Raw genomic sequence first — 23,036 nt, forward strand, 5'->3', positions numbered from 1 at the left:
CATATAAGTGGTGATTAGTGGGGAAAAGTGGTGCATTAGGGGTAGAAAGTGGGGCAAGTGAACATGTTTATGGGTGAGTACCATCACAACATAGATACGAAAGGTCGAATCATCGTACCTTCAAAATTTAGAGATGGCCTTGGCTCTACTTTTATCCTTACGAGAGGTTTAGACAAGTGTTTATTTGGTTATCCACTTTCAGAGTGGAAAACTTTAGAGGAAAAGCTTAAGGCACTCCCACTAACAAAAAAAGATGCTCGTGCATTTACAAGATTTTTCTTTGCTGGTGCAATCGAATGTGAAGTGGACAAGCAGGGAAGAATAAATATATCCGCTCCGCTATTGCAATATGCTGGACTTGAAAAAGAGTGTGTCGTAATTGGCGTATCGAACAGAGTAGAAATATGGAGCAAGGATAATTGGGATGGTTTCTTTTCTGAATCTGAAGATTCATTTGGAGAAATAGCTGAAAATTTAATTGGATTCGATATTTAGTCTCTTAGGAATCTAAAGACAAAGAGGTGCTTCAATGTTTGATCATATAACAGTGCTATTAGATGAAGCAGTAGACGGGTTAAGTATTAAACCGGATGGTATTTATGTGGATTGTACACTTGGTGGAGCTGGTCATAGCCTTGAGATAGTCAAGAAGCTCACAAAAGGTGGAAAGCTTTATGCATTTGATCAAGATAGCTTGGCAATTGAACATGCTAAAGAAAAGTTAAAGGGTTATGAAAATCAAGTTATACTAATTAAAAGTAATTTTAGATACTTGAAAGAAAAACTTGCGGAACATGGTGTTACACAGGTGGACGGAATCGTTTTTGATTTAGGTGTATCATCCCCACAACTTGATATACCCGAAAGAGGATTTAGTTACCATCATGATGCTCCATTGGATATGAGAATGGATCAAGAGTCAGACGTTTCAGCGTATGATGTTGTTAATAACTGGCCGTATGAAAAATTAGTTAGAATTTTCTTCCATTATGGTGAAGAAAAGTTTTCTAAACAAATCGCAAGAAAAATTGAAATGCATCGTGAGAAGAAGCCGATTGAAACAACATCGGAATTAGTAGAAATAATAAAGGAAGGGATTCCTGCTCCGGCAAGGAGAACGGGTGGGCATCCTGCAAAAAGGGTATTCCAGGCAATAAGAATTGCTGTAAATGATGAACTTCAAGTATTTGAGGATACATTAGAGGATGCAATTGCAATTACTCGGCAAGGTGGGAGAATTAGTGTAATAACCTTCCATTCTTTAGAAGATAGAATTTGTAAAACGATTTTCAAAGAACATTCTAGTACTCCAAACTTACCACCAGGTATACCGATGATACCAGAAGAATATCAACCAATCTTAAAATTAATTACAAGAAAACCCATTCTTCCTTCAAATGAAGAACTTACAGAAAATAACCGTGCGAGATCAGCAAAATTAAGAATTGCAGAAAAAATAAAATAACTGTACTAAAAGGGAGAGAGAGCATTGAGTAACTTAGCCTATCAAATACAACAAAGGCAGCATCAGCAACAACATGAAGAGCATCAAACTCGAAAAAACAAGCCTAATATAAAGAAAAAAGCACAAGTTACTTTTGGGGAAAAGCTATTATTCCTTCTTTTTATTGGGATGGTACTAATTGGAAGTATCGTTGTTGTAACAAATAGTGCTAAAATATACGTTGTGAATCGAGAAATAAGTGCACTACAGGTATCGATCGACTCACAATCAAAAGTGAACTCAGATCTTGAACAGCAGGTTATGGAATTAAGTACATATGAACGGATTTGGGCTAAAGCTCATGAGCTAGGTCTACTATTGAATGAAAATAATGTAAAAGTCGTCCAAGATTAATTAAGTAGTGAGTGTGGTCTAAAATGCATGTAAAAAATAAGAATATTAATAAAGGAGCAGCATTTTTCTCAATTGTTTTTGGCTTGCTCTTTTTTCTTTTATTCGCTCGCTTTTTATTTATTCAGGTTACAGGTGTGGTTGATGGACAAGAGCTTCCTGTGTTAGCAGAACAGAAATATTCTAAATCTAAAATTATTGAGGCAAGTAGAGGTAGTATTTTAGATCGAAATGGGATTCCCATTGCACAAGACACCCCAGCATATACAGTGATTGCTATACTAGATGAGAGTAAAACCAAAAACATAAGTGAACCGAATCATGTTGTAGACCCGGCTCAAACAGCAAGTAAACTGTCTCCCATCATAAACATGAGTGTCGAACGTCTTCAAGAATTGCTAACTAGAGACAAAGATCAAGTTGAGTTAGGTCCAGGTGGTCGAGGAATTAGTTATAAACAAATGAAAGAAATCCAGGACATGGAACTACCAGGGATTACGTTTATTAGAGATACTAAGAGGTATTATCCTAACGGAAAATTTGCCACACATGTTATTGGCTTTGCCCAAAAAGATGAATCAGGTAAAGTGATTGGAAGACAAGGACTTGAAAGTACGTTAGATGAATTACTTCAAGAAGAAGATGGCGTAATGAATTACAAATCAGATGGGTATGGGATTAAGCTTCCATTTCAAAATGAAGAGATAATCCCTCCGCAAAATGGCCAAAATGTGTTTTTAACGATAGATCATAAAATACAAGCGTTTTTAGAAGATGCAATGAACCGTGTTGAAACGGATTACTCTCCTGAGAACATTATTGGGATTGTGGCTGATCCCAAAACTGGTGCAATCTTGGCGATGAGTTCGAGGCCTAGTTATGATCCTAATAACATTCCTCCTGATTCCTATATGCTAAATGATGCCATCTCTTTACGTTTCGAACCAGGTTCAACGATGAAGATATTTACTCTTGCTGCAGCAATCGAAGAAGGAGTGTTTGATCCAAACGAGGAATATCAGTCTGGTTCTTACACAGTTGGTCCAAATAGAGTGAGAGACCATAATAATGGTCAAGGATGGGGTAAGATAACATACTTAGAAGGGTTTCAGCGCTCATCAAACGTCGCGATGGCAAAGCTTGTCAATGAGAAAATGAATGCAGATGATCGGCTATTAAACTATCTACAAGCATTTGGATTTAATCAACCAACCGGAATTGATTTACCAGGAGAGGTCAATGGTAAATTACTTTACCGTTATCCAATCGAGAAGGTAACGACAGCATTTGGACAGGGAACCTCTGTTACACCAATTCAACAAATACAAGCAGCCACCGCTATTGTAAATGGTGGAAAAATGTTAAGACCTTATATTGTCAATAAAATTGTCGATCCTGTAACGAATGAAATAATTAAAGAACAAAAACCGGAAATAGTCGGAACGCCCATTTCTGAGCAAACTGCAAAGCAAGTAATGGATATATTGGAAAGTGCGGTTTCCTCTGAAAATGGTACTGGAAAACCATATCGAATAGAAGGATACCAGGTAGCAGGGAAAACAGGTACTGCGCAAATCCCGGACCCAGTTGATGGGTATATGCGTGGGCATGGAAACAATATCTTTTCATTTTTAGGGTTTGCACCAAAGGATGACCCAAAGCTACTTGTGTATATAGCAGTAAAAAAACCAAAGCTTACAATCCATCAATCTGGTTCACAGCCGGTTTCAGCTATCTTTAACAGCGTCGTTAAAAATAGTTTGCACTATTTAAATATTAAACCAACGACTATTAGTGATGAGAAAGAGGCTAAGGTGGAGAAGTCTAGAGGTATTGAACTGGATTCTGTAGTAGGTAAACAAGCTGACCGCGTAGCTGAAGAACTAAAATCGAAAGGAATAGATGTATTCGTTCTTGGCTCTGGAGAAGAAATTTTCGAACAAATTCCATTTCCATCAAGTGTTATGATGCCGGGAGAAAAGGTTCTACTTAGAACAGAAGGTCCGTATTTGGCACCAAATCTGTCTGGCTGGTCTTTAAGAGATGTACTTAAACTTACAGAGATTTTAGATTTAAAGCCTAATTTTATGGGTAATGGCTTTGTGCATAAACAAAATATTAGTCCTGAATCTCCAATTAAACAGGGAGATTACCTTGTTATAGAATTTATAGAACCCAATCCAACTATCAATAGATATAAAGAAGGAGAATCAGACTTAGAAGATACGAAGGACGATGAAGGAATGGAAGTTGAAAGTGCTACCGAAGTTGAAAAGCCTCTAGATTAGGGGGCTTTCTTTTTCTGCGGTAGTAAGGGACGTAGCATTCCAATTGTTCTATTCATACCGGTACAAGCATATGATGAAACGAGCCTAGAAGGATTGTACAATATCATTTTGTACTTCTCTACAAAAGGGAGGATATCATATGCGTGTATCAAATGTTACCGTTCGGAGAAGATTGATTATTGTCTTAACTGTTGGGGTACTTCTCTTTGCCATTATTGATATAAGACTTGGGATAGTTCAGTTTGTACTAGGAGATATGCTAACGGAACGGGCGAAGGATTCTTGGAGCAGAAATATTCCGTTTGAACCAGAACGAGGTGAAATTCTAGATCGAAATGGAATACCATTAGCTACTAATATAAGTGCCCCAACCGTTTTTGTCATGCCTAGGCAGATTAAGAATCCCGCCGAAGCAGCTGAAAAACTGGCGGCTGCTTTAAATATATCGAAGGAAAAAGCTTATGGTTATGTTTCCCAGAAAAGTTTCCTTGTTCGTATAAATGAAGGGCGAAAAATATCTCATGAAAAGGCTAGAGAAATCCAAAACCTGCGTTTAGATGGGGTATATATAGCAGAGGATTCAAAAAGACACTACCCTTATGGTAGCTATTTATCACATGTATTAGGATTTGCTGGAATAGACAACCAAGGATTAATGGGTCTTGAATTGTATTATGATGACCAATTAAGTGGAGATAAAGGGAGTATCAAGCCTTACTTAACGGCAAAAAGTCAACCTATGCCTAATTTATCGGCTGATTATGCGCCTCCAGTAGATGGCTTAAATCTAAAGCTAACGATTGATTCAAAAGTACAAACCATTATTGACCGTGAACTTGATATTGCTGAAGCAAAGTATAATCCAGATGGCATCATTGCGATTGCGATGGATCCTAATACTGGTGAAATTCTTGGGATGGATAGTCGACCGAACTTTGACCCAGCAAACTTTAGGGATGTACCACAAGAAGTTTATAATCGTAATCTACCCGTATGGAGTACATACGAACCTGGATCAACGTTTAAGATTATCACGCTTGCAGCAGCTTTAGAAGAAAAAGAGGTAGATTTACAAAAGGAAAGCTTTAACGATAGTGGAGCGGTAAAAGTGGCGGGAGCGACCTTACACTGCTGGAAACGAGGTGGGCATGGCCATCAATCATTTTTAGAGGTCGTGCAAAACTCATGTAACCCAGGATTTGTGGAGCTAGGTGAGAGATTAGGGAAAGAGAGATTATTTAAATATATTAAGGACTTTGGCTTTGGACAAAAAACAGGTATCGATTTACAAGGTGAAGGAAAAGGGATTTTATTTAATATGGATCGAGTTGGTCCAGTTGAACAAGCAACGACAGCCTTTGGTCAAGGTGTTTCAGTGACACCGATTCAGCAAGTTGCAGCTGTATCGGCAGCCGTTAATGGTGGTTATTTATATACACCATATGTAGCAAAAGAATTCATTGATCCAGTAACAGGTAAGGTAGTTAGTCGAAATACTCCACAGTTAAAAAGAAGGGTCATATCAGAAGAAACATCAAAGCAAGTTCGTTATGCGCTAGAAAGTGTAGTTGCACAAGGAACTGGTAAAAATGCTTTTGTGGAAGGATATCGTGTTGGAGGAAAGACAGGTACAGCTCAAAAAGTTAAAGATGGCAGGTATATGGAAAACAACCACATTGTATCTTTTATAGGCTTTGCACCTGCTGATGATCCAGAAATTGTGATTTATGTTGCTGTTGATAATCCTAAAGGGACCGTTCAGTTTGGTGGCGTCGTTGTTGCGCCAATTGTAGGGAATATCATGGAAGATAGCTTACGAGCACTTGGGGTTAAACCACGAAAAGAACAAATCGAAAAGGAATATAAATGGCCAGATCCAATTTTAGTAGAGGTTCCAAATGTCCTTGGACTGACAAAACAAGAATTACGAAATCAGCTCTATACCCTACAACTAGATATTAGTGGAGAAGGAGATTCTGTCATTCAACAAGCTCCTGCTCCTGGAGTAAAAGTAGAAGAAGGCTCCACCATTCGAGTTTACCTCGGGAACTCAGAAAAAACAAAGAAAGACTAAGCCTTGGATCTATTCCTTGGCTTTCTTTTAGCTTACTTGGAAGTTTCAAGTTCATTCATGTAAAATAAAGAATAAATGTTTTTTTAGGAGGATTTTAATGCTATTACATACTTTGCTTTCATATATACAAACACCTATTACGTTACCAACAGAAAATCCTCTTATTACTACTATCGAAATGGATTCGAGAGAAGTAAAGAATGGTAGTCTATTTATTTGTATAAAAGGGTATACGGTAGATGGACATGATTTTGCGAATCAGGCACTAGAAAAAGGTGCTGTTGCAGTTATTTCTGAAAAGCCTTTAAAATTGTCAGTTCCAGTTATTGTTGTTAAAGATACGAAACGTGTGATGGCAATTTTATCTGACGCTTTCTTTGGGCAACCTACTCAGAAATTGCAATTGATCGGAGTTACGGGGACGAATGGAAAAACCTCTACAACCCATATTTTAGAGAAAATGATAGCAGCACATGGTAAAAAAACAGGATTGATTGGAACTTTACATATAAAAATAGGAAATGAGAAGTTTGAGGTGAAGAATACAACCCCAGAATCTCTCACTCTTCAAAAAACATTTGCAAAGATGGTTAAGGAAAAGGTGGATACAGCCATCATGGAGGTATCATCACATGCTCTAGATTTAGGAAGGGTACATGGCTGTGATTATGATATCGCGGTGTTTACAAATTTAACACAAGACCATCTAGATTACCATGGAAGTATGGAAGAATACAAACGAGCAAAAGGCCTTCTATTTGCTCAGCTAGGTAATAAATTTGACCATACGAGACCCAAATTTGCAATTATAAACGCAGATGACTTAGCGGCAGCAGATTATATAAAAAGTACAGCGGCACACGTTATTACGTATGGAATCAAAAGTCCAAGTGACATTTATGCATCAAATATACAAATGAAAAACCAAGGAACGAGTTTTGATGTAAGCATTTTTGGTAAAAGCTATCGAGTTCGAATGAATTTAGTCGGGTTGTTTAGTGTATATAATGTTTTGGCAGCAATGGGCGCAGCTTTGGCAGCTCATATTCCTGTCCAAAAAATTCTTGATGCAATCAAAGAAATAACAGGGGTACAAGGTAGATTTGAATTGGTGCAAGGTGGACAAGATTTTGCAGTTGTCGTTGATTATGCACATACACCTGATAGCTTAGAAAATGCAATTAGAACAATAAAAGAATTTGTGAAAGGTAAAGTATTTGTCGTCGTCGGCTGTGGAGGGGATCGAGATAGAACGAAACGACCGCTAATGGCAAAAATTGCAACTGATTTAGCAGATTATTCTATTTTCACATCAGATAATCCAAGGTCAGAAGATCCTCTAACCATTTTAAAGGATATGGAAGAAGGGGTCTCTCGTCATACCTACAAAACAATCGTTGATCGTGAATCAGCCATTCGATATGCAGTGGGGCATGCGAAGAAAGATGATGCTGTTCTGATAGCAGGTAAAGGACATGAAACTTATCAAATCATAGGCGCGCAAGTTTTTGATTTTGACGATCGTGAAGTTGCAAAAAAGGTAATAAAGGAGAGATTGAGTGAATGTTAACCTTGGCTAATCTGCAAAAGGTTTGCACAGACCAAAGAGGAATCCAATTTGGTGATATTGAAATCCATACTGTTTTTACAAATGAAGAATCCAAGGTTAATAAAGGATTGTTTGTTCCGTTATTTAATGGTGAAGAAGTCCATGAGGATTTGAAAGAGGCAATAAATAACGGTGCTATTACTGCTTTATGGTGGAAGGATGTTTCAATCCCAAAGTTCTTACCAAATGATTTTCCATTATTTTTAGTGGAACATCCTTTAGATTCCCTGGAAATGGTCGTAAAAGAGTACTTTGATACGAAAGATTTGAAGGGAAATGGGGGATTGGATACGAATCTTATCTTTTCAATATCAAATAAACATATTCAAAAAAAAGATTCATATGCTAATGCTGTAAAAGAAGAATTAGAAAAACTACGTGATTTTGTTCATAAATCATGTTCTATGACACTTATAATAAAGGAAGGAGGGGAATATGAATGCTAGAACAAGTGATATTATTTACGATAATGATGGGGTTTCTTGTGACAGTCTTATTATCCCCTATATTTATCCCCTTTCTTCGTCGTTTAAAGTTTGGTCAAAGTATAAGAGCAGAAGGACCTAAGTCTCATCAAAAGAAATCCGGTACACCAACAATGGGTGGGATTGTCATTTTAATTTCTGTTGTTCTTACGACTCTTGTAATGACCGGAAAATTTTCGAATCCAACAGTCGAAACATTTTTACTCCTTTTTGTCACAATCGGTTACGGGTTACTAGGCTTTTTGGATGATTTCATAAAAGTCGTAATGAAACGAAATTTAGGTTTAACCTCTAAACAGAAATTAGTAGGTCAAATCATCATTGCTATCATCTTCTTCATTATCTTTATTCAATATGAATTTTCAACAATCGTGTCCATTCCAGGCACTGAATATTCTTTTGATTTAGGGTGGTTCTACTTTATATTCCTCCTATTTATGTTAGTGGGAGGTTCTAATGCAGTAAACATAACAGATGGACTAGATGGTCTATTAGCGGGAACAGCAGCAATTTCTTTTGGTGGCTTTGCGGTGCTTGCATGGAATCAATCTCAATACGATGTAGCGATTTTCTCGGTTGCCATTGTTGGAGCAGTATTAGGTTTTCTAGTATTCAATGCACATCCAGCGAAAGTGTTTATGGGAGATACCGGTTCTTTAGCCCTTGGTGGTGCGATTGCAACAGTTGCCATCCTAACTAAATTAGAGATTTTACTCGTCGTTATTGGTGGAGTTTTTGTATTAGAAACATTATCTGTTATTATTCAAGTTATTTCATATAAAACAACCGGCAAGAGAGTATTTAAAATGAGTCCGCTTCACCATCACTATGAATTAGTAGGTTGGTCAGAATGGAGAGTCGTTGTTACCTTTTGGACGGTCGGGCTTTTATTTGCAGTGATAGGAATCTATATTGAGGTGTGGATGTAAATTGAAGAATGTTAAACTATACGAAAATAAACAGGTTTTAGTTTTAGGCTTAGCTAAAAGCGGATATGCCGCAGCTAAGCTTCTTTACAGCTTAGGAGCAAATGTCGTTGTCAATGACATGAAACCGTTAGAAGAAAATGAAACTGCTCAAAGCCTTCAAAAACTTGGAATTGAAGTCATTTGTGGAGAGCATCCATTAACCCTTGTCCATGACTCTTTATTTATGATTGTAAAAAATCCAGGAATTCCGTACACAAATCCGATCCTTCAAAAAGCAGTGCAGATGAAGATTCCGATTATCACAGAAATTGAATTAGCTTATCAAATATCAGATGCTCCATTTATAGGTATAACAGGGTCAAATGGGAAAACAACGACAACCACTTTAATTTATGAAATGTTAGATATGGGGCATAAAAAACCTTTGATTGCAGGGAATATCGGAACGGTTGCATGTGAAGTGGCTCAAATGGCAAAAGAGGAAAATTATATTGTTACCGAACTCTCCTCCTTTCAGTTAATGGGAGTTTCAAGCTTTAGGCCAAAGATCTCAATTTTTTTAAACTTGTTTGAAGCTCATCTCGATTATCATGGAACGAAAAAAGAGTATGGATTAGCTAAAGCAAACATTTTCATGCAACAAACAGAAAATGAATATGCCATTATTAATGCCGAGGATAAAGACGTTGTTGATTTATCAAAACAAAGTTCAGCAACAAAAGTATATTTTTCTACAAAACAAAAGCTGGTAAATGGAGCTAGTATAATCGATGGTTACTTATGTTACTTTGGTGAAAAGATCATTCATACGAAGGACATTGTATTACCAGGTGAGCACAACCTTGAAAATATTTTGGCTGCTATTTGTGCAGCCAAACTTGTTCATACAGATAATGAAGCAATTCGAACAGTATTAACAACCTTTACTGGTGTTAGACATAGACTTCAATATGTAGGGAATATAAATGACCGACTTTTTTATAATGATTCGAAAGCGACAAATATTCTCGCCACAACTGCGGCTTTAAATGCATTTTCAGGTCCGATTGTTTTATTAGCCGGAGGACTAGATCGGGGTAATGGATTCGAAGAGTTAAAGCCATATTTAACAAATGTCACGGCATTAGTTACATTTGGTCAAACTGCTGAAAAATTGATAGCTACCGCGAAAGAAGTAGGGATTAAAACGATTGAACATGTCGATAATGTTGAACATGCGGTACCTGTCGCTTATCGTCTCTCAAACCCGGGTGATGTGATTTTACTATCTCCTGCATGTGCAAGTTGGGATCAATATAAAACATTTGAGGTTAGAGGAGACATTTTTATGGATGCCGTGCATAAACTGAAGTAAGAGCTTGGGCTTGGCCGTTTATTAATGATTGTCAGTATCAGAAAATGTACCTAGCCAGCCTTAGGACGAATGTTCGTTTTTGTTGAAAAAGGACAACTTTTCTCAATTCGAGATACATTCCTAAGGCAAATAGGGTCAATTCTGCTTTGAGCTCTTAATTCACGAAATTGAGGTGTTCAACATTGCCGACAAAGAAATCCACACCTGATTTTTTATTAGTCCTTATTACTTTATTATTACTAGCAGTTGGCATGATAATGGTCTATAGTGCTAGTGCAGCATGGGCTACCTATAAATTTGAAGATTCCTTTTTCTTTGCCAAAAGACAACTACTGTTTGCTGGATTAGGTGTCATTGCTATGTTCTTTATTATGAACGTGGACTACTGGACATGGAGAACGTGGGCTAAAATCATTCTAATCACTTGCTTTATCATGTTAATTTTAGTTTTGATTCCAGGTATAGGCCTTGTAAGAGGTGGAGCACGAAGTTGGATAGGAGTTGGAGCCTTTTCAATTCAACCATCAGAGTTTATGAAGCTAGCAATGATAGCATTTTTAGCAAAATACTTATCTGAAAATCAAAAGAAAATAACAAGCCTGCGTCAAGGACTTGTTCCTTCGTTATCGCTCGTATTTCTAGCATTTGGTATGATCATGCTACAACCAGATTTAGGGACAGGAACTGTAATGGTCGGAACTTGTATGGTTATGATTTTTGTTGCTGGAGGACGGATTAGTCATTTTGTCGGTTTAGGTCTTATTGGTGTAGCTGGATTCGTTGGCCTAATCTTATCAGCTCCATATCGGATAAAGCGAATAACTTCATTTCTTGATCCTTGGCAAGACCCTTTAGGAAGCGGATTTCAAATTATTCAATCGTTATATGCGATTGGGCCGGGTGGACTTCTAGGCCTTGGATTAGGAAAAAGTCGTCAGAAATTTTTTTACCTGCCTGAACCACAGACAGATTTCATTTTTGCTATTTTAGCCGAGGAATTAGGATTTATTGGTGGTTCCCTTATTATACTTTTGTTTGCACTTCTTTTATGGAGGGGTGTTAGAATTGCTTTAGGAGCACCGGACTTGTTTGGTAGTTTCTTAGCTATAGGTATTATATCAATGATCGCTATTCAAGTTATTATCAACATTGGTGTAGTAATAGGCTTAATGCCGGTTACAGGGATCACACTTCCATTCTTAAGCTATGGGGGTTCATCGTTAACGTTAATGCTAATGGCAGTTGGAGTACTATTAAATATTAGCCGGTATGCCCGATATTAAAGGAATCTTACATAAATGATTGGACGATGTAAACCCTGTTAACACAGGGTTTACTCTATTTTGAGATATTGATTTGTATTTCATTTTGGGTTATCTGTAAGTGTTTAAGTGTGGTAAAGTAAAACTACAATAATTCCAAGCTGTTAAATCGCATAGGTTGTAAAAGAACCTGTTATATAATGTACATTCGCCTACTACGTGCATAGTATACTAATAAGGGTGTAGGGCGAATCTGTTTAGGAGGTCATTATGGAAAAGTTAGCAAACAGACTTCGTGAATTACAAGTTGGAAAGGTTCTACAGAATGAACGGTTATCAAATCATACAACAATGAAAATAGGTGGACCAGCGGATATCTTTGTTGAACCCGATTCTATTAAAGGATTGGAAAAAACAATGGAGGTAATTCGGGATGCTGGTGTAAAGTGGAGAGCTATCGGTAGAGGCTCAAACCTTTTAGTTTCAGACGAAGGAATTGACGGAGTTGTCATAAAGATGGGGGACGGATTAGATTCCCTAGAAATCGATGGAACGATTATTAAGGTTGGTGGAGGGTATCCTATCGTAAAATTGGCAACGATATTATCTAGAAAAGGATTATCTGGTCTAGAGTTTGCTGCAGGTATTCCAGGGTCTATTGGTGGTGCCGTTTATATGAATGCAGGTGCCCATCGTTCTGATATGTCTGAAATTGTTAAAGAGGCCTATGTGTTGTTTGAGGATGGTTCGACTGAATGGTTATCAAAAGATCAGCTTCATTTTTCTTATAGAACATCTATACTACAAAAAGAACGACCTGGAATTTGTGTAGAGGCTATCTTACAATTAAAAGAGGGAAGTCCTGAGGAAATTAAGGCAGCATTACAAAAAAATAAGGACTATAGACGTAATACTCAGCCTTGGAATTTCCCATGTGCAGGTAGTATATTTCGAAATCCACTTCCAAACTATGCTGGCCAATTAATTGAAGAGGCAGGATTAAAAGGCCATCAAATTGGAGGAGCACAAGTATCTGAGATGCATGCCAATTTTATTGTTAATAAAGGACATGCAACGGCAAAAGATGTTCATTCATTAATAGCTCATATTCAAGAGCAAATCAAACATAAATATAATATTGATCTTCACACAGAAGTTGAAATTGTTGGGAGAAAATAATCACATAATTATAGAGTAATATGCTATAATTTAGAAACAATGCTTCGTGTATTTTATATAAACGGTATGCAACATTGCCGTTTATATTTTTTTGATAAAAGGAACGTTTATTCGATTTGCATTGTGTGATTAATCTCCCCTATTATTAAGTATTAAAACAACCCAAACATAAGAAAAACGATGCAATTAACCCATCCATAGGGTATGGTTTTAGTGAAATTGTCTAAAGATATCAAAATTTATTTACTTTCATATTTACTAGTAGAATCTATTTAGGTGGTAATAATGATGAATAGGAGTAAAGTTGTTACGCTTGAGGATCGAATTCCAAAGCTTAAAACGCAACGTAGACAGAAAGCCAATCGTCGATTAATTCTATATGTCTCTATGTTTTTTCTTTTAATTATTGGCATTTTATATTTTCAATCTCCTTTAAGTCATGTTAAAACAATTGAAGTTATTGGCAATCGCCACATTTCAAGTGAAGAAATTATTAATTTAAGTGGTATATCAAGTGAGACGAGCTTTTGGAATATACAAAAACATAAAATAATTAGCCATATTAAAAAGAAAAATGTGCAAATTAAAGACGTTTCAATAACAAAAGAGTTTCCAAATAAAATCGTCATCTCTGTTACTGAACTTATCAGAGTAGGCTATTGCATACAGGACGGACACTATGATCCAATATTAGAGGATGGTACGATTCTTTCATCGAGTGAAGGATCTACCGTTCCATCGGATGCACCGATCCTGATGAATTGGAAATCAGGTGCAGAATTGCAAGAAATGGCCTTTGAGCTTTCGTTATTATCAAAAGAAATATCAGGCTTAATCTCTGAAATTCACCATACACCATCTGACACGGACGATTTACATATCACGTTGTTTATGAATGACGGACGAGAAGTAAGTTCAACAATACGGGATTTTGCAAAAAAAATGAGTGCATACCCATCAATTGCTAGTCAGTTAGATAAGGATTTAAAAGGGATTATTCATTTAGAAGTTGCCTATTATTTTGAAGCTTACGAGACAGAAGCAGCAGAACAAACTGAAATGGAAGAAGTGAAAGAAAATGAAAGTGAAGGGTAAGCATGTAATCCTTTCATTTGTATGTATTGTGCTAGGATTTATGATTTCCTTTTCCTATCAGTTTACGAAAAGTGAAAATGCAAATGGTAATGTAACTGACCGACAATGGGAAAGGGAATATGAATATCGAAATATTTTAATTGCGCAAGAAGAGAAAAACAGAAACCTTCAGCAGGAACTCTTCGAAGTACAAGAGCAGGTACGGAAAGTCGAGGAAAGTTTAGGAACTCAGGAGCAAGTACTTTTTAATTTAGTAGAAGATGTTGAAAAGCTTAGAATGTATGTGGGAGAGGTTCGTGTCCAAGGTAAAGGTATCGAAGTTACGTTGGAGGACGCATCTTACATTCCTTCAGAAGCAAATATTAACAATTACATTGTTCATGAAAGTCATATACATAAGGTTATTAATGAATTGCTTATTTCTGGTGCTGATGCTATTGCAATTAATGGCCAACGTATTTTTCATGATTCATTTATCCTTTGTATTGGACCTGTCATAAGTGTAGATGGTACCCAATACCCTGCCCCTTTTACTATAAGTGCAATTGGTGATCCAGATATTTTAAATGCTGCATTAAATATGACAGGGGGAGTCGTGGACCACCTAGTTAGTGAAAATATTAATGTGAAAGTAGAGAAAAAACAAACACTGGCATTGGAAGCCGTTCTAAGTAAAGGAAATGAATAATTGAAGGTGGTTTTTTGTGGGTTCTAAGAACATTTATATTTTTACTTCTATTGCAGTCCTTATCGGTTTCATGTTGGCAATTCAATTTTCAACAACAAAGGAACCTTTTGTACGTGATACAAGGGATGCTTGGGAATTAAGAGAAGCAATTAAAAAAGAGCTAGAAGTACAGACTGAACTAATAAAGGAAATAAGGAAATATGAACAAGCATTAACGAAGTATGAGTCTGAGCGACAACAAAGCAAGGAGTTAGCATTAAAAGAGACTCTTCAAGAATTAAAAGAGGAAGCTGGTCTGACTGATGTTTCTGGAGAAGGGATTATTATTACAATAAAGGATATTTTTGAGGAGCCAATGCTAGGACAGGTCTCTCCGACAGTATCTGCAGAATTGTTAAGAAGATTAATCAATGAATTAAATATAAATGGTGCAGATGAGATTTCTATTCATGGACAAAGGATTACCAACACAACACCAATTCGAGAGGTAAATCGGTTTACGACCGTTAACAATGTAAGGCTCCCAAGTGTTCCTATTGAAGTAAGAGTTATATCAAAAAATGCAGAAAAACTATATAATCGAATGATTGTATCAGAGTCTATAGAATTTGAATTTGAACTAGAGCGGTTGAAACTTGATATATCGGCTCCGACAAGCCAAGTAACTATTCCGGCCTACGATGAAACAATCCGCATTAAATTTATGGAACCTGTTAAAAGCGAGAAGGGGGGATCTTAATTATGTGGCTTCCACTCGTAGGGTTAATTATTGGCGTCATATTAGGCTTACTTTCTGAAATTAGAATTCCAGATGAGTATTCCAATTATTTATCAATTGCAGTACTTGCTTCACTAGACACATTGTTTGGAGGCATAAGAGCACATTTGCAAAACTTATATGATGAAAAAGTGTTTGTATCGGGTTTCTTTTTTAATATTGTATTGGCAGCAAGTTTAGCTTTTCTTGGTGTACATATTGGTGTAGACTTGTATTTGGCTGCTGTTTTTGCATTTGGTGTGAGACTTTTCCAAAACATAGCAGTCATTAGGCGGATACTTATTTCTAAATGGTCCGTATCTCGAGAAAAAATAGAAAAAAATTGAATTATTATAGAGGGAAAATCTAGTGTATGTTGAATATTTTCCTTATGTGATAAATTTATTATTAGAATGTAAAAAAATTGTTGTTCTTTAACGATATAGGGAGCAGGAGATTAAGGGGAGGTGCCATAGAATGAACAGCAATGAAATTTTCGTAAGTCTTGACATCGGTACATCCAATGTGAAAGTTATTATAGGGGAAATGCTACATGATAGCTTAAACATTATTGGTGTAGGGAATGTAAAATCCGAAGGATTACGTAAAGGTACGATTGTTGATATAGATGAAACGGTTCATTCTATTAAACGAGCAGTAGAGCAGGCAGAACGAATGGTAGGAATTGCAATTAACAGGGTAGTAGTTGGTGTCTCAGGAAATCATGTTCATCTGCAACCTTGTCATGGAGTAGTAGCAGTTTCTAGTGAGAATAGAGAAATTACAAACGAAGATATTATTCGTGTAAAAGAAGCTGCTCAAGTTGTATCAATTCCCCCTGAAAGAGAGATAATTGATGTCATTCCCGTTCAATACATTGTAGATGGGTTGGATGAAATCAATGACCCAAGAGGTATGATTGGTGTTCGTCTTGAAATGGAAGGAATGATCATTACAGGTTCAAAAACAATCTTACATAATCTATTACGCTGTGTAGAACGTGCTGGATTAGAAATAACTGATATATGTTTACAGCCTTTGGCATCAGCATCTATTGCTCTTTCAAAAGATGAGAAAAATCTAGGTGTTGCCCTTGTAGATATTGGGGGCGGATGTACAAATATCTCAATTTTTGATCATGGCGTTCTTCAAGCTACCACTGTTGTTCCAGTTGGTGGTGAACACATTACGAAAGATTTATCAATTGGACTTAGAACTTCGACAGAAGACGCTGAAAAAATCAAAGTAAAATATGGACATGCATTCTACGATTTAGCATCAGATGAGGAAGTGTTCAGTGTCCCAACTATTGGTAGTGATCAACATCAACAATACAGCCAATTAGAAATTTCTGATATTATTGAAGCAAGACTAGAAGAAATACTCGAGCTTGTTCAACAAGAAATTAGAAAACTTGGTGTCAAGGAACTTCCAGGGGGCTTTGTTTTAACTGGTGGCGTTGTCACAATGCCGGGTGTATTAGAATTATCACAACTAGTTTTTAATAATAATGTTAGAATAGCATTACCTGACTATATTGGTGTTCGTGAACCACAATATACAACTGGTGTAGGATTAATCCACTTTGCACATAAAAATGCAAAACTACAAGGTAGAAAGATCGGAGCTTCTGTATCGGTTGATCCTATGGAAAAAAGAGTACCAAAGAATCAACCTGTTAAAAAAGCTAAATCACAAGATGACAACATACAAAATAAAGTGAAGAAATTCTTTGGCTACTTCTTTGAGTAACGGAATTTGGTAAAATAGGAGGATCTACAATGTTGGAGTTCGATACAAATTTAGATCAATTAGCTACAATAAAAGTAATAGGTGTTGGTGGCGGTGGAAACAACGCGGTTAATAGAATGATCGAGCATGGTGTACAAGGTGTTGATTTTATTGCAGTTAATACAGATGCTCAAGCACTTAACTTATCAAAAGCAGAAGTGAAAATGCAAATCGGTGGTAAACTAACAAGAGGTTTAGGGGCAGGGGCGAATCCTGAAGTCGGAAAAAAGGCTGCAGAAGAGAGTCGTGAGCAACTTGAAGAGGTTTTGAAAGGTGCAGACATGGTATTTGTAACTGCCGGAATGGGAGGGGGCACTGGAACAGGTGCTGCTCCTGTAATTGCTCAAATAGCAAGAGACTTAGGTGCTTTAACAGTTGGTGTTGTTACAAGACCATTTACATTTGAAGGTAGAAAACGTTCTGGACAAGCAGCTGGTGGTATCAGTGCAATGAAAGAAGCAGTTGACACATTAATTGTCATTCCTAATGATCGTCTTCTTGAAATTGTTGATAAAAATACTCCGATGTTAGAGGCTTTCCGTGAAGCCGATAATGTACTAAGACAAGGGGTACAAGGTATTTCGGATTTAATTGCTGTCCCAGGGTTAATTAACTTAGACTTTGCGGATGTAAAAACCATTATGTCAAATAAAGGTTCTGCCTTAATGGGAATAGGAGTATCCACTGGTGAAAATCGTGCTGCTGAGGCTGCAAAGAGAGCAATTTCAAGCCCATTATTAGAAACTTCTATTGATGGAGCACAAGGTGTACTAATGAATATTACAGGTGGTTCGAACCTAAGCTTATATGAAGTCCAAGAAGCTGCGGACATTGTTGCATCAGCTTCAGATCATGATGTAAATATGATATTTGGATCTGTAATAAACGATAATTTGAAGGATGAAATTGTGGTTACAGTTATCGCGACAGGGTTTGATGACAATGTTTCTGAACCAAAACCAAGACCTTCACTGCAAGGAACAAAACAATCTGCAAATCCTTCATTAAAACGTGAAATAAAGCGTGAAGACACAGCTACAAACCATAGTCATCAACAAGCAGAAGACACGCTTGATATACCGACATTTTTGCGAAATAGAAATCGTCGTAGATAGAAAGAAAAATCAGTAGAGAAAACTCTACTGATTTTTTTTTGTAAGCTAAGAAAGTATAAGTTTCTCGTGTTAGTTTATACAAAGTTACTGTTAAATCTAGCTTCAGCGCCCAGCCAAGATGAAATAGCGACGATCTTTGCCATTTCATCCTACTCGAGGTCAAAAACATGTCATGAATAAAAGGGAAAACCACCCTTTTTTTCATGCCAGAACATTTGTTCTGCTTTAGGTGAACGGGGCGCACTGAGACGTTTGTTCCAAATATAGGAAAGTATAAGTGCTTTTATACTATCCTATTACTTTTGCATTCATAATCTAGTCCCGTCGCCAAGTCATATGATTGCGCAATTTTTGTTCGAACGTAACACAATTAATATACTCGTATAAGCTTAAAAGCGGATTTTGACAAAAAAGGAATAAATCTCCCAAAATTTCTACTTCATTGTCGGCATAAACTGACAGACTTCCAACTAGAATGTACTATATACTAGTTTTTACAAGGAGTAGGAATATTATTTCTATTCATAGTTTACCAGTAAAGGGTGTTTTAGTTTGACAGTATACTTAGATGCGATCTGGTTATTAAACCTCTGTATTGACGCATCGCTGCTACTCTTGACAGCTGTTATTCTTAAGCGACAAGTATCAAAATGGCGTTTATTTTTAAGTGCATTTATCGGTTCGACGGTCGTATTATTTATAGTGACTCCTTACTTTACAATCGTAAATCACCCTAGTATGAAACTAATGTATTCAATCATCATGATCTTAACAGCATTTGGATTCAAACGTTTCCGATATTTTATGCAAGCGTTGTTAACGTTCTATTTTTCTACATTCTTATTGGGAGGAGGTATGGTAGGCGTTCACTTTTTCTTAAACTCCGAATTTGAGGTGCTAAATGGAGTGATGGCAACAAAAAGCTCTGGGCTTGGCAGCCCTATTAGCTGGGGGTTTGTGTTAATTGGTTTCCCTATATTATGGTATTTTTCTAAAAGTAGAATAGAAGATATTGAGATTAGACAAGTTCATATTGATCAACTAGTTGATGTCTCTGTTAGCATAGAAACAAGTACTATATCTTTGAAAGGACTGGTTGATACAGGTAATCAGTTGTATGATCCTATTACAAAAACACCTGTCATGATTTTAGATATAAATCGAGCAAAGGGATTTCTACCAGTTGAAATTATTGAAAAATCAGACAACTTAGACTCTATGACAACGGTACAAACAAATCATCCTTGGGAATCTCGTCTTCGAATCATTCCATATAGAGGTGTTGGACAAAATCATGAATTTTTAATTGCCCTTAAGCCAGATATGGTTCAGATAAGAAAGGGTCATGAGGTAATTGATATTCATAAGGTCCTTATCGGATTAAGTCAAATATCCCTTTCATCTGACGATGAATTCGACTGTATTATACATCCTAAAATGCTTTTGCAATCATCTATACAATCTGCATAAGGAGGAGACATTATAATGAAACATTGGAAAATCAGGGTAACGGTTTGGTGGTATAAACTTCTAATTAAACTTGGATTAAAAACAGATGAGATATTTTACATTGGTGGGAGCGAAGCTTTACCGCCTCCTTTAACAAAAGAGGAAGAAGAAATATTATTACGAAAACTCCCAAATGGTGATAAGGCTACTAGATCTATTCTAATTGAGAGAAATTTACGACTTGTTGTATACATTGCCAGAAAATTTGAAAATACAGGAATTAATATTGAAGACCTCATCAGCATTGGAACCATTGGTCTTATTAAGGCAGTCAATACCTTTAACCCTGAAAAGAAAATTAAATTAGCTACATATGCTTCTAGATGTATTGAGAATGAGATATTAATGTACTTACGTCGAAACAATAAGATTCGTTCTGAGGTTTCTTTTGATGAACCGTTAAATATTGATTGGGATGGAAATGAACTTCTTTTATCAGATGTACTAGGAACTGAAGATGATATCATTACCAAGGATTTAGAAGCAAATGTTGAGAAGAAACTATTGATTAAAGCTCTTCATCAGTTAAATGACCGGGAGAAGCAAATAATGGAGCTTAGATTTGGATTAATTGGAGGAGAAGAGAAGACGCAAAAAGACGTTGCGGATATGCTAGGTATCTCACAGTCATATATCTCTCGTCTAGAGAAGCGAATCATTAAGCGGTTAAGAAAAGAATTTAATAAAATGGTCTGAGATAAAAAAATAAGAAAAAATTTTTATGGGACAAAGAGTGAGTATTCTCAAGCACTGAACTCACCTTTATTTTAACAGGAGCATCATGCTCCTTTTTTCTATGTGCATAAATTTCCCTTCAAAGGAGATACTTTACTTTGTACAGCAACTCCTGTTAGGAGGGAAAGAATTGACTAGAAATAAAGTAGAGATATGTGGTGTAGACACTTCTAAACTTCCAGTACTTAAGAATGATGAGATGAGAAAGCTTTTCACAGAAATGCAAAACGGCGATATTTCAGCAAGAGAGAAATTAGTAAACGGGAACTTGCGTCTTGTTCTAAGCGTCATCCAACGATTCAATAATAGAGGAGAATATGTTGATGATTTATTTCAAGTCGGTTGTATCGGATTGATGAAATCGATTGATAATTTTGACTTAAGTCAAAATGTTAAGTTCTCAACATATGCTGTACCGATGATTATTGGAGAAATTCGAAGGTACCTAAGGGATAATAATCCAATTCGGGTTTCCAGATCTTTAAGAGATATCGCATATAAGGCGTTGCAGGTTCGGGAACGCCTAATGAGTCAAGCATCTAGAGAACCAACCGCAGAAGAAATTGCTAAGGAATTAGACGTACCACATGAAGAAATTGTATTTGCATTGGATGCAATCCAAGACCCTGTATCATTATTTGAACCAATTTATAATGATGGTGGAGACCCGATTTTTGTCATGGACCAATTAAGTGATGATAAAAACAAGGATATTCAATGGATTGAAGAAATAGCTTTAAAAGAAGGAATGAGACGATTAAACGAACGTGAAAAACTGATTCTTCGTAAAAGATTTTTCCAAGGGAAAACTCAAATGGAAGTTGCTGAAGAGATTGGAATTTCACAGGCACAAGTTTCTAGGCTAGAAAAAGCAGCGATTAAACAAATGAATAAAAATATTCAATCATAAGAACTGTCAATTAGAGGCAGTTCTTTTTATTTGTACAAGTTTCTACCTATAGTACTTAATATAGTCTTCGTTGTTGTCTAGATTTTCTAAGAATGAATACGTTCACTCTTATCATATAGATGTAATATATAGATTATGAATATCTTATATCGGGTATGAGATGGATCTTTGAAAGGGTGAAGGTAAAATGGTCAGAATTTCAGAATTTCAAATAAAGGATGTTGTAAATGTAGCTGATGGGAGAAAGCTTGGGAATATTGGTGATTTAGAAATTAATACAACAACAGGTAAAATAGACTCTATCATTATTTCAACAGGTGGAAAAATGTTTGGTATCTTTGGTAAAGATGAAGAGGTCGTCATTCCATGGAGAAACATCGTAAAGATTGGAACAGATGTTATCCTTGTTCGTTTTTACCAATCGACCGAAGAGTATCAAGAAGGTCAAAAACAAATATACTAAATGAATTTCCCCAATAATAGACATTTATGATAAAATAGTGTCGAAGGGATATAATCCCTTATATGGATATTATTTTTGCTGATGTTCAGGCAGCTAAAGGAGCTATCATATGAATATCAAAGAACCCTTTCAACCTATTACACCTGAAGTACTTACAATTGATCAATGGCAACAGCTAAACTCTTTATTAGTTGCTGGATTTACAACTAAAATAGGTGGATTTAGTGAAAGGCCCTTTACTGGTCTTAATTTGGGCCTACATGTCCATGATAAGATTGATCATGTTCATCAAAATAGAAGAAGAATAGGAGAGATTCTTGATTTTCCTCTATCTACTTGGGTATGTGCAGACCAAGTACATGATGCTAAAATAGTAAAAGTAGAATCAAAGGATATAGGTAAAGGTGTGTATGATTACGAAAACAGCATCGAAAGTACTGATGGATTTTACACATTAGAAAGAGGCTGTTTATTAACCTCCTGTTATGCTGATTGTGTACCGTTATTTTTCTTTGCACCAAAACACAATGTAATCGGTTTAGCGCATGCTGGTTGGAAAGGCACCGTAAAAAAAATAGCCGAAAATATGATTAAGACCTTGCAGAAAAATGAACATATTGATTCTACAGACATTTTAGTAGCTATAGGTCCTTCCATTCAAAATTGTTGTTATACTGTTGATGACATTGTGATTCAAGCAGTTCGAAATATGGGGCTAGGTGGAGAACATTATTATTATCAAACGTCCCCAGGTCAATACCAATTAAATTTAGCAAGACTAAATAAAGACGTACTACTAAAATCTGGTGTTATAGAAGAAAATATACTCACCACATCCTATTGTACTTCTTGTGCCGAACAATTATTTTTTTCACATCGTCGCGATAAAGGAACAACTGGTAGGATGATGAGTTTTATTGGGATAAGGGAGGCTTGAT

22 protein-coding genes are annotated in these 23,036 nt (G+C 36.4%); all 22 read left to right on the plus strand.

What is annotated here, in order from left to right; translation table 11 throughout:
* Window positions 1–63: 63 nt before the first annotated feature.
* The 22 genes from mraZ (at window position 64) to pgeF (ending at window position 23,035) form a co-directional block, all read left to right on the plus strand.
* Complete coding sequence (gene mraZ / locus ACFSCX_RS03975) at window positions 64–495, plus strand: division/cell wall cluster transcriptional repressor MraZ (protein WP_377927069.1); 432 nt, start codon at window positions 64–66, stop codon at window positions 493–495.
* 34 nt (window positions 496–529) lie between these two features.
* Window positions 530–1,465, plus strand: coding sequence for a 16S rRNA (cytosine(1402)-N(4))-methyltransferase RsmH (gene rsmH / locus ACFSCX_RS03980; RefSeq protein WP_377926818.1), 936 nt, complete (start codon window positions 530–532; stop codon window positions 1,463–1,465).
* A gap of 24 nt (window positions 1,466–1,489) precedes the next feature.
* On the plus strand, window positions 1,490–1,858 hold the full coding sequence (ftsL, locus tag ACFSCX_RS03985; RefSeq protein WP_377926819.1) for a cell division protein FtsL: 369 nt from the start codon (window positions 1,490–1,492) through the stop codon (window positions 1,856–1,858).
* Window positions 1,859–1,881: 23 nt separating this feature from the next.
* Entirely contained in the window at window positions 1,882–4,143 is a 2,262-nt protein-coding gene (locus ACFSCX_RS03990; RefSeq protein ID WP_377926820.1) for a penicillin-binding protein, read from the plus strand.
* A gap of 139 nt (window positions 4,144–4,282) precedes the next feature.
* Entirely contained in the window at window positions 4,283–6,217 is a 1,935-nt protein-coding gene (locus ACFSCX_RS03995) for a stage V sporulation protein D (RefSeq protein WP_377926821.1), read from the plus strand.
* A 97-nt stretch (window positions 6,218–6,314) separates the two neighbouring features.
* Entirely contained in the window at window positions 6,315–7,787 is a 1,473-nt protein-coding gene (locus tag ACFSCX_RS04000) for a UDP-N-acetylmuramoyl-L-alanyl-D-glutamate--2,6-diaminopimelate ligase (RefSeq protein ID WP_377926822.1), read from the plus strand.
* Complete coding sequence (locus tag ACFSCX_RS04005; protein WP_377926823.1) at window positions 7,781–8,272, plus strand: hypothetical protein; 492 nt, start codon at window positions 7,781–7,783, stop codon at window positions 8,270–8,272. Before ACFSCX_RS04000 ends, ACFSCX_RS04005 begins: the two co-directional genes overlap by 7 nt.
* Window positions 8,266–9,240 (plus strand): phospho-N-acetylmuramoyl-pentapeptide-transferase, encoded by a 975-nt coding sequence (gene mraY / locus ACFSCX_RS04010; protein ID WP_377926824.1) that lies wholly within the window; start codon window positions 8,266–8,268, stop codon window positions 9,238–9,240. Before ACFSCX_RS04005 ends, mraY begins: the two co-directional genes overlap by 7 nt.
* Window position 9,241: 1 nt before the next feature.
* Complete coding sequence (murD, locus tag ACFSCX_RS04015) at window positions 9,242–10,594, plus strand: UDP-N-acetylmuramoyl-L-alanine--D-glutamate ligase (RefSeq protein ID WP_377926825.1); 1,353 nt, start codon at window positions 9,242–9,244, stop codon at window positions 10,592–10,594.
* Window positions 10,595–10,776: 182 nt separating this feature from the next.
* On the plus strand, window positions 10,777–11,877 hold the full coding sequence (spoVE, locus tag ACFSCX_RS04020; protein WP_377926827.1) for a stage V sporulation protein E: 1,101 nt from the start codon (window positions 10,777–10,779) through the stop codon (window positions 11,875–11,877).
* Window positions 11,878–12,126: 249 nt separating this feature from the next.
* Complete coding sequence (gene murB / locus ACFSCX_RS04025) at window positions 12,127–13,035, plus strand: UDP-N-acetylmuramate dehydrogenase (protein ID WP_377926828.1); 909 nt, start codon at window positions 12,127–12,129, stop codon at window positions 13,033–13,035.
* A 288-nt stretch (window positions 13,036–13,323) separates the two neighbouring features.
* Window positions 13,324–14,130 carry a cell division protein FtsQ/DivIB gene (locus tag ACFSCX_RS04030; RefSeq protein WP_377926829.1) on the plus strand — a complete coding sequence of 269 codons (807 nt, stop codon included), beginning with the start codon at window positions 13,324–13,326 and terminating at the stop codon, window positions 14,128–14,130.
* On the plus strand, window positions 14,114–14,818 hold the full coding sequence (locus ACFSCX_RS04035; RefSeq protein WP_377926830.1) for a DUF881 domain-containing protein: 705 nt from the start codon (window positions 14,114–14,116) through the stop codon (window positions 14,816–14,818). Before ACFSCX_RS04030 ends, ACFSCX_RS04035 begins: the two co-directional genes overlap by 17 nt.
* A 16-nt stretch (window positions 14,819–14,834) precedes the next feature.
* Window positions 14,835–15,557, plus strand: a complete 723-nt coding sequence (locus ACFSCX_RS04040; RefSeq protein ID WP_377926831.1) for a DUF881 domain-containing protein — start codon at window positions 14,835–14,837, stop codon at window positions 15,555–15,557.
* A gap of 2 nt (window positions 15,558–15,559) precedes the next feature.
* A complete protein-coding gene (locus ACFSCX_RS04045; protein ID WP_377926832.1) occupies window positions 15,560–15,922 on the plus strand; it encodes a small basic family protein in 363 nt (120 codons plus the stop codon).
* Between the two features lie 130 nt (window positions 15,923–16,052).
* Window positions 16,053–17,327 carry a cell division protein FtsA gene (ftsA, locus tag ACFSCX_RS04050; RefSeq protein WP_377926833.1) on the plus strand — a complete coding sequence of 425 codons (1,275 nt, stop codon included), beginning with the start codon at window positions 16,053–16,055 and terminating at the stop codon, window positions 17,325–17,327.
* A 29-nt stretch (window positions 17,328–17,356) separates the two neighbouring features.
* Window positions 17,357–18,481, plus strand: coding sequence for a cell division protein FtsZ (ftsZ, locus tag ACFSCX_RS04055; RefSeq protein WP_377926834.1), 1,125 nt, complete (start codon window positions 17,357–17,359; stop codon window positions 18,479–18,481).
* Between the two features lie 552 nt (window positions 18,482–19,033).
* Window positions 19,034–19,951 (plus strand): sigma-E processing peptidase SpoIIGA, encoded by a 918-nt coding sequence (gene spoIIGA / locus ACFSCX_RS04060; protein WP_377926835.1) that lies wholly within the window; start codon window positions 19,034–19,036, stop codon window positions 19,949–19,951.
* 15 nt (window positions 19,952–19,966) lie between these two features.
* Window positions 19,967–20,686 carry an RNA polymerase sporulation sigma factor SigE gene (sigE, locus tag ACFSCX_RS04065; RefSeq protein WP_377926836.1) on the plus strand — a complete coding sequence of 240 codons (720 nt, stop codon included), beginning with the start codon at window positions 19,967–19,969 and terminating at the stop codon, window positions 20,684–20,686.
* A 169-nt stretch (window positions 20,687–20,855) separates the two neighbouring features.
* Window positions 20,856–21,635: an RNA polymerase sporulation sigma factor SigG gene (gene sigG / locus ACFSCX_RS04070; protein WP_377926837.1), complete on the plus strand. Its 780-nt coding sequence runs from the start codon at window positions 20,856–20,858 to the stop codon at window positions 21,633–21,635.
* A gap of 187 nt (window positions 21,636–21,822) precedes the next feature.
* Entirely contained in the window at window positions 21,823–22,098 is a 276-nt protein-coding gene (locus ACFSCX_RS04075) for a YlmC/YmxH family sporulation protein (RefSeq protein ID WP_377926838.1), read from the plus strand.
* Between the two features lie 115 nt (window positions 22,099–22,213).
* The gene (gene pgeF, locus ACFSCX_RS04080) at window positions 22,214–23,035 is read left to right on the plus strand and encodes a peptidoglycan editing factor PgeF (protein ID WP_377927070.1); all 822 of its coding nucleotides are present in this window, start codon (window positions 22,214–22,216) and stop codon (window positions 23,033–23,035) included.
* Window position 23,036: the final 1 nt, after the last annotated feature.

Source organism: Bacillus salitolerans (genome assembly GCF_042680805.1).
GTDB classification, from domain to species: domain Bacteria; phylum Bacillota; class Bacilli; order Bacillales; family SA4; genus Bacillus_CJ; species Bacillus_CJ salitolerans.

Coding starts and splice junctions, on each gene's coding strand:
- rsmH (WP_377926818.1), top strand. CDS start 530: ATGTTTGATCATATAACAGTGCTATTAGATGAAGCAGTAGACGGGTTA.
- mraY (WP_377926824.1), top strand. CDS start 8,266: ATGCTAGAACAAGTGATATTATTTACGATAATGATGGGGTTTCTTGTG.
- ACFSCX_RS04000 (WP_377926822.1), top strand. CDS start 6,315: ATGCTATTACATACTTTGCTTTCATATATACAAACACCTATTACGTTA.
- ftsZ (WP_377926834.1), top strand. CDS start 17,357: ATGTTGGAGTTCGATACAAATTTAGATCAATTAGCTACAATAAAAGTA.
- mraZ (WP_377927069.1), top strand. CDS start 64: ATGTTTATGGGTGAGTACCATCACAACATAGATACGAAAGGTCGAATC.
- sigE (WP_377926836.1), top strand. CDS start 19,967: ATGAAACATTGGAAAATCAGGGTAACGGTTTGGTGGTATAAACTTCTA.
- ACFSCX_RS04005 (WP_377926823.1), top strand. CDS start 7,781: ATGTTAACCTTGGCTAATCTGCAAAAGGTTTGCACAGACCAAAGAGGA.
- ACFSCX_RS04045 (WP_377926832.1), top strand. CDS start 15,560: ATGTGGCTTCCACTCGTAGGGTTAATTATTGGCGTCATATTAGGCTTA.
- ACFSCX_RS04035 (WP_377926830.1), top strand. CDS start 14,114: ATGAAAGTGAAGGGTAAGCATGTAATCCTTTCATTTGTATGTATTGTG.
- ACFSCX_RS03995 (WP_377926821.1), top strand. CDS start 4,283: ATGCGTGTATCAAATGTTACCGTTCGGAGAAGATTGATTATTGTCTTA.
- ftsA (WP_377926833.1), top strand. CDS start 16,053: ATGAACAGCAATGAAATTTTCGTAAGTCTTGACATCGGTACATCCAAT.
- ACFSCX_RS03990 (WP_377926820.1), top strand. CDS start 1,882: ATGCATGTAAAAAATAAGAATATTAATAAAGGAGCAGCATTTTTCTCA.
- ACFSCX_RS04075 (WP_377926838.1), top strand. CDS start 21,823: ATGGTCAGAATTTCAGAATTTCAAATAAAGGATGTTGTAAATGTAGCT.
- ACFSCX_RS04030 (WP_377926829.1), top strand. CDS start 13,324: ATGAATAGGAGTAAAGTTGTTACGCTTGAGGATCGAATTCCAAAGCTT.
- murB (WP_377926828.1), top strand. CDS start 12,127: ATGGAAAAGTTAGCAAACAGACTTCGTGAATTACAAGTTGGAAAGGTT.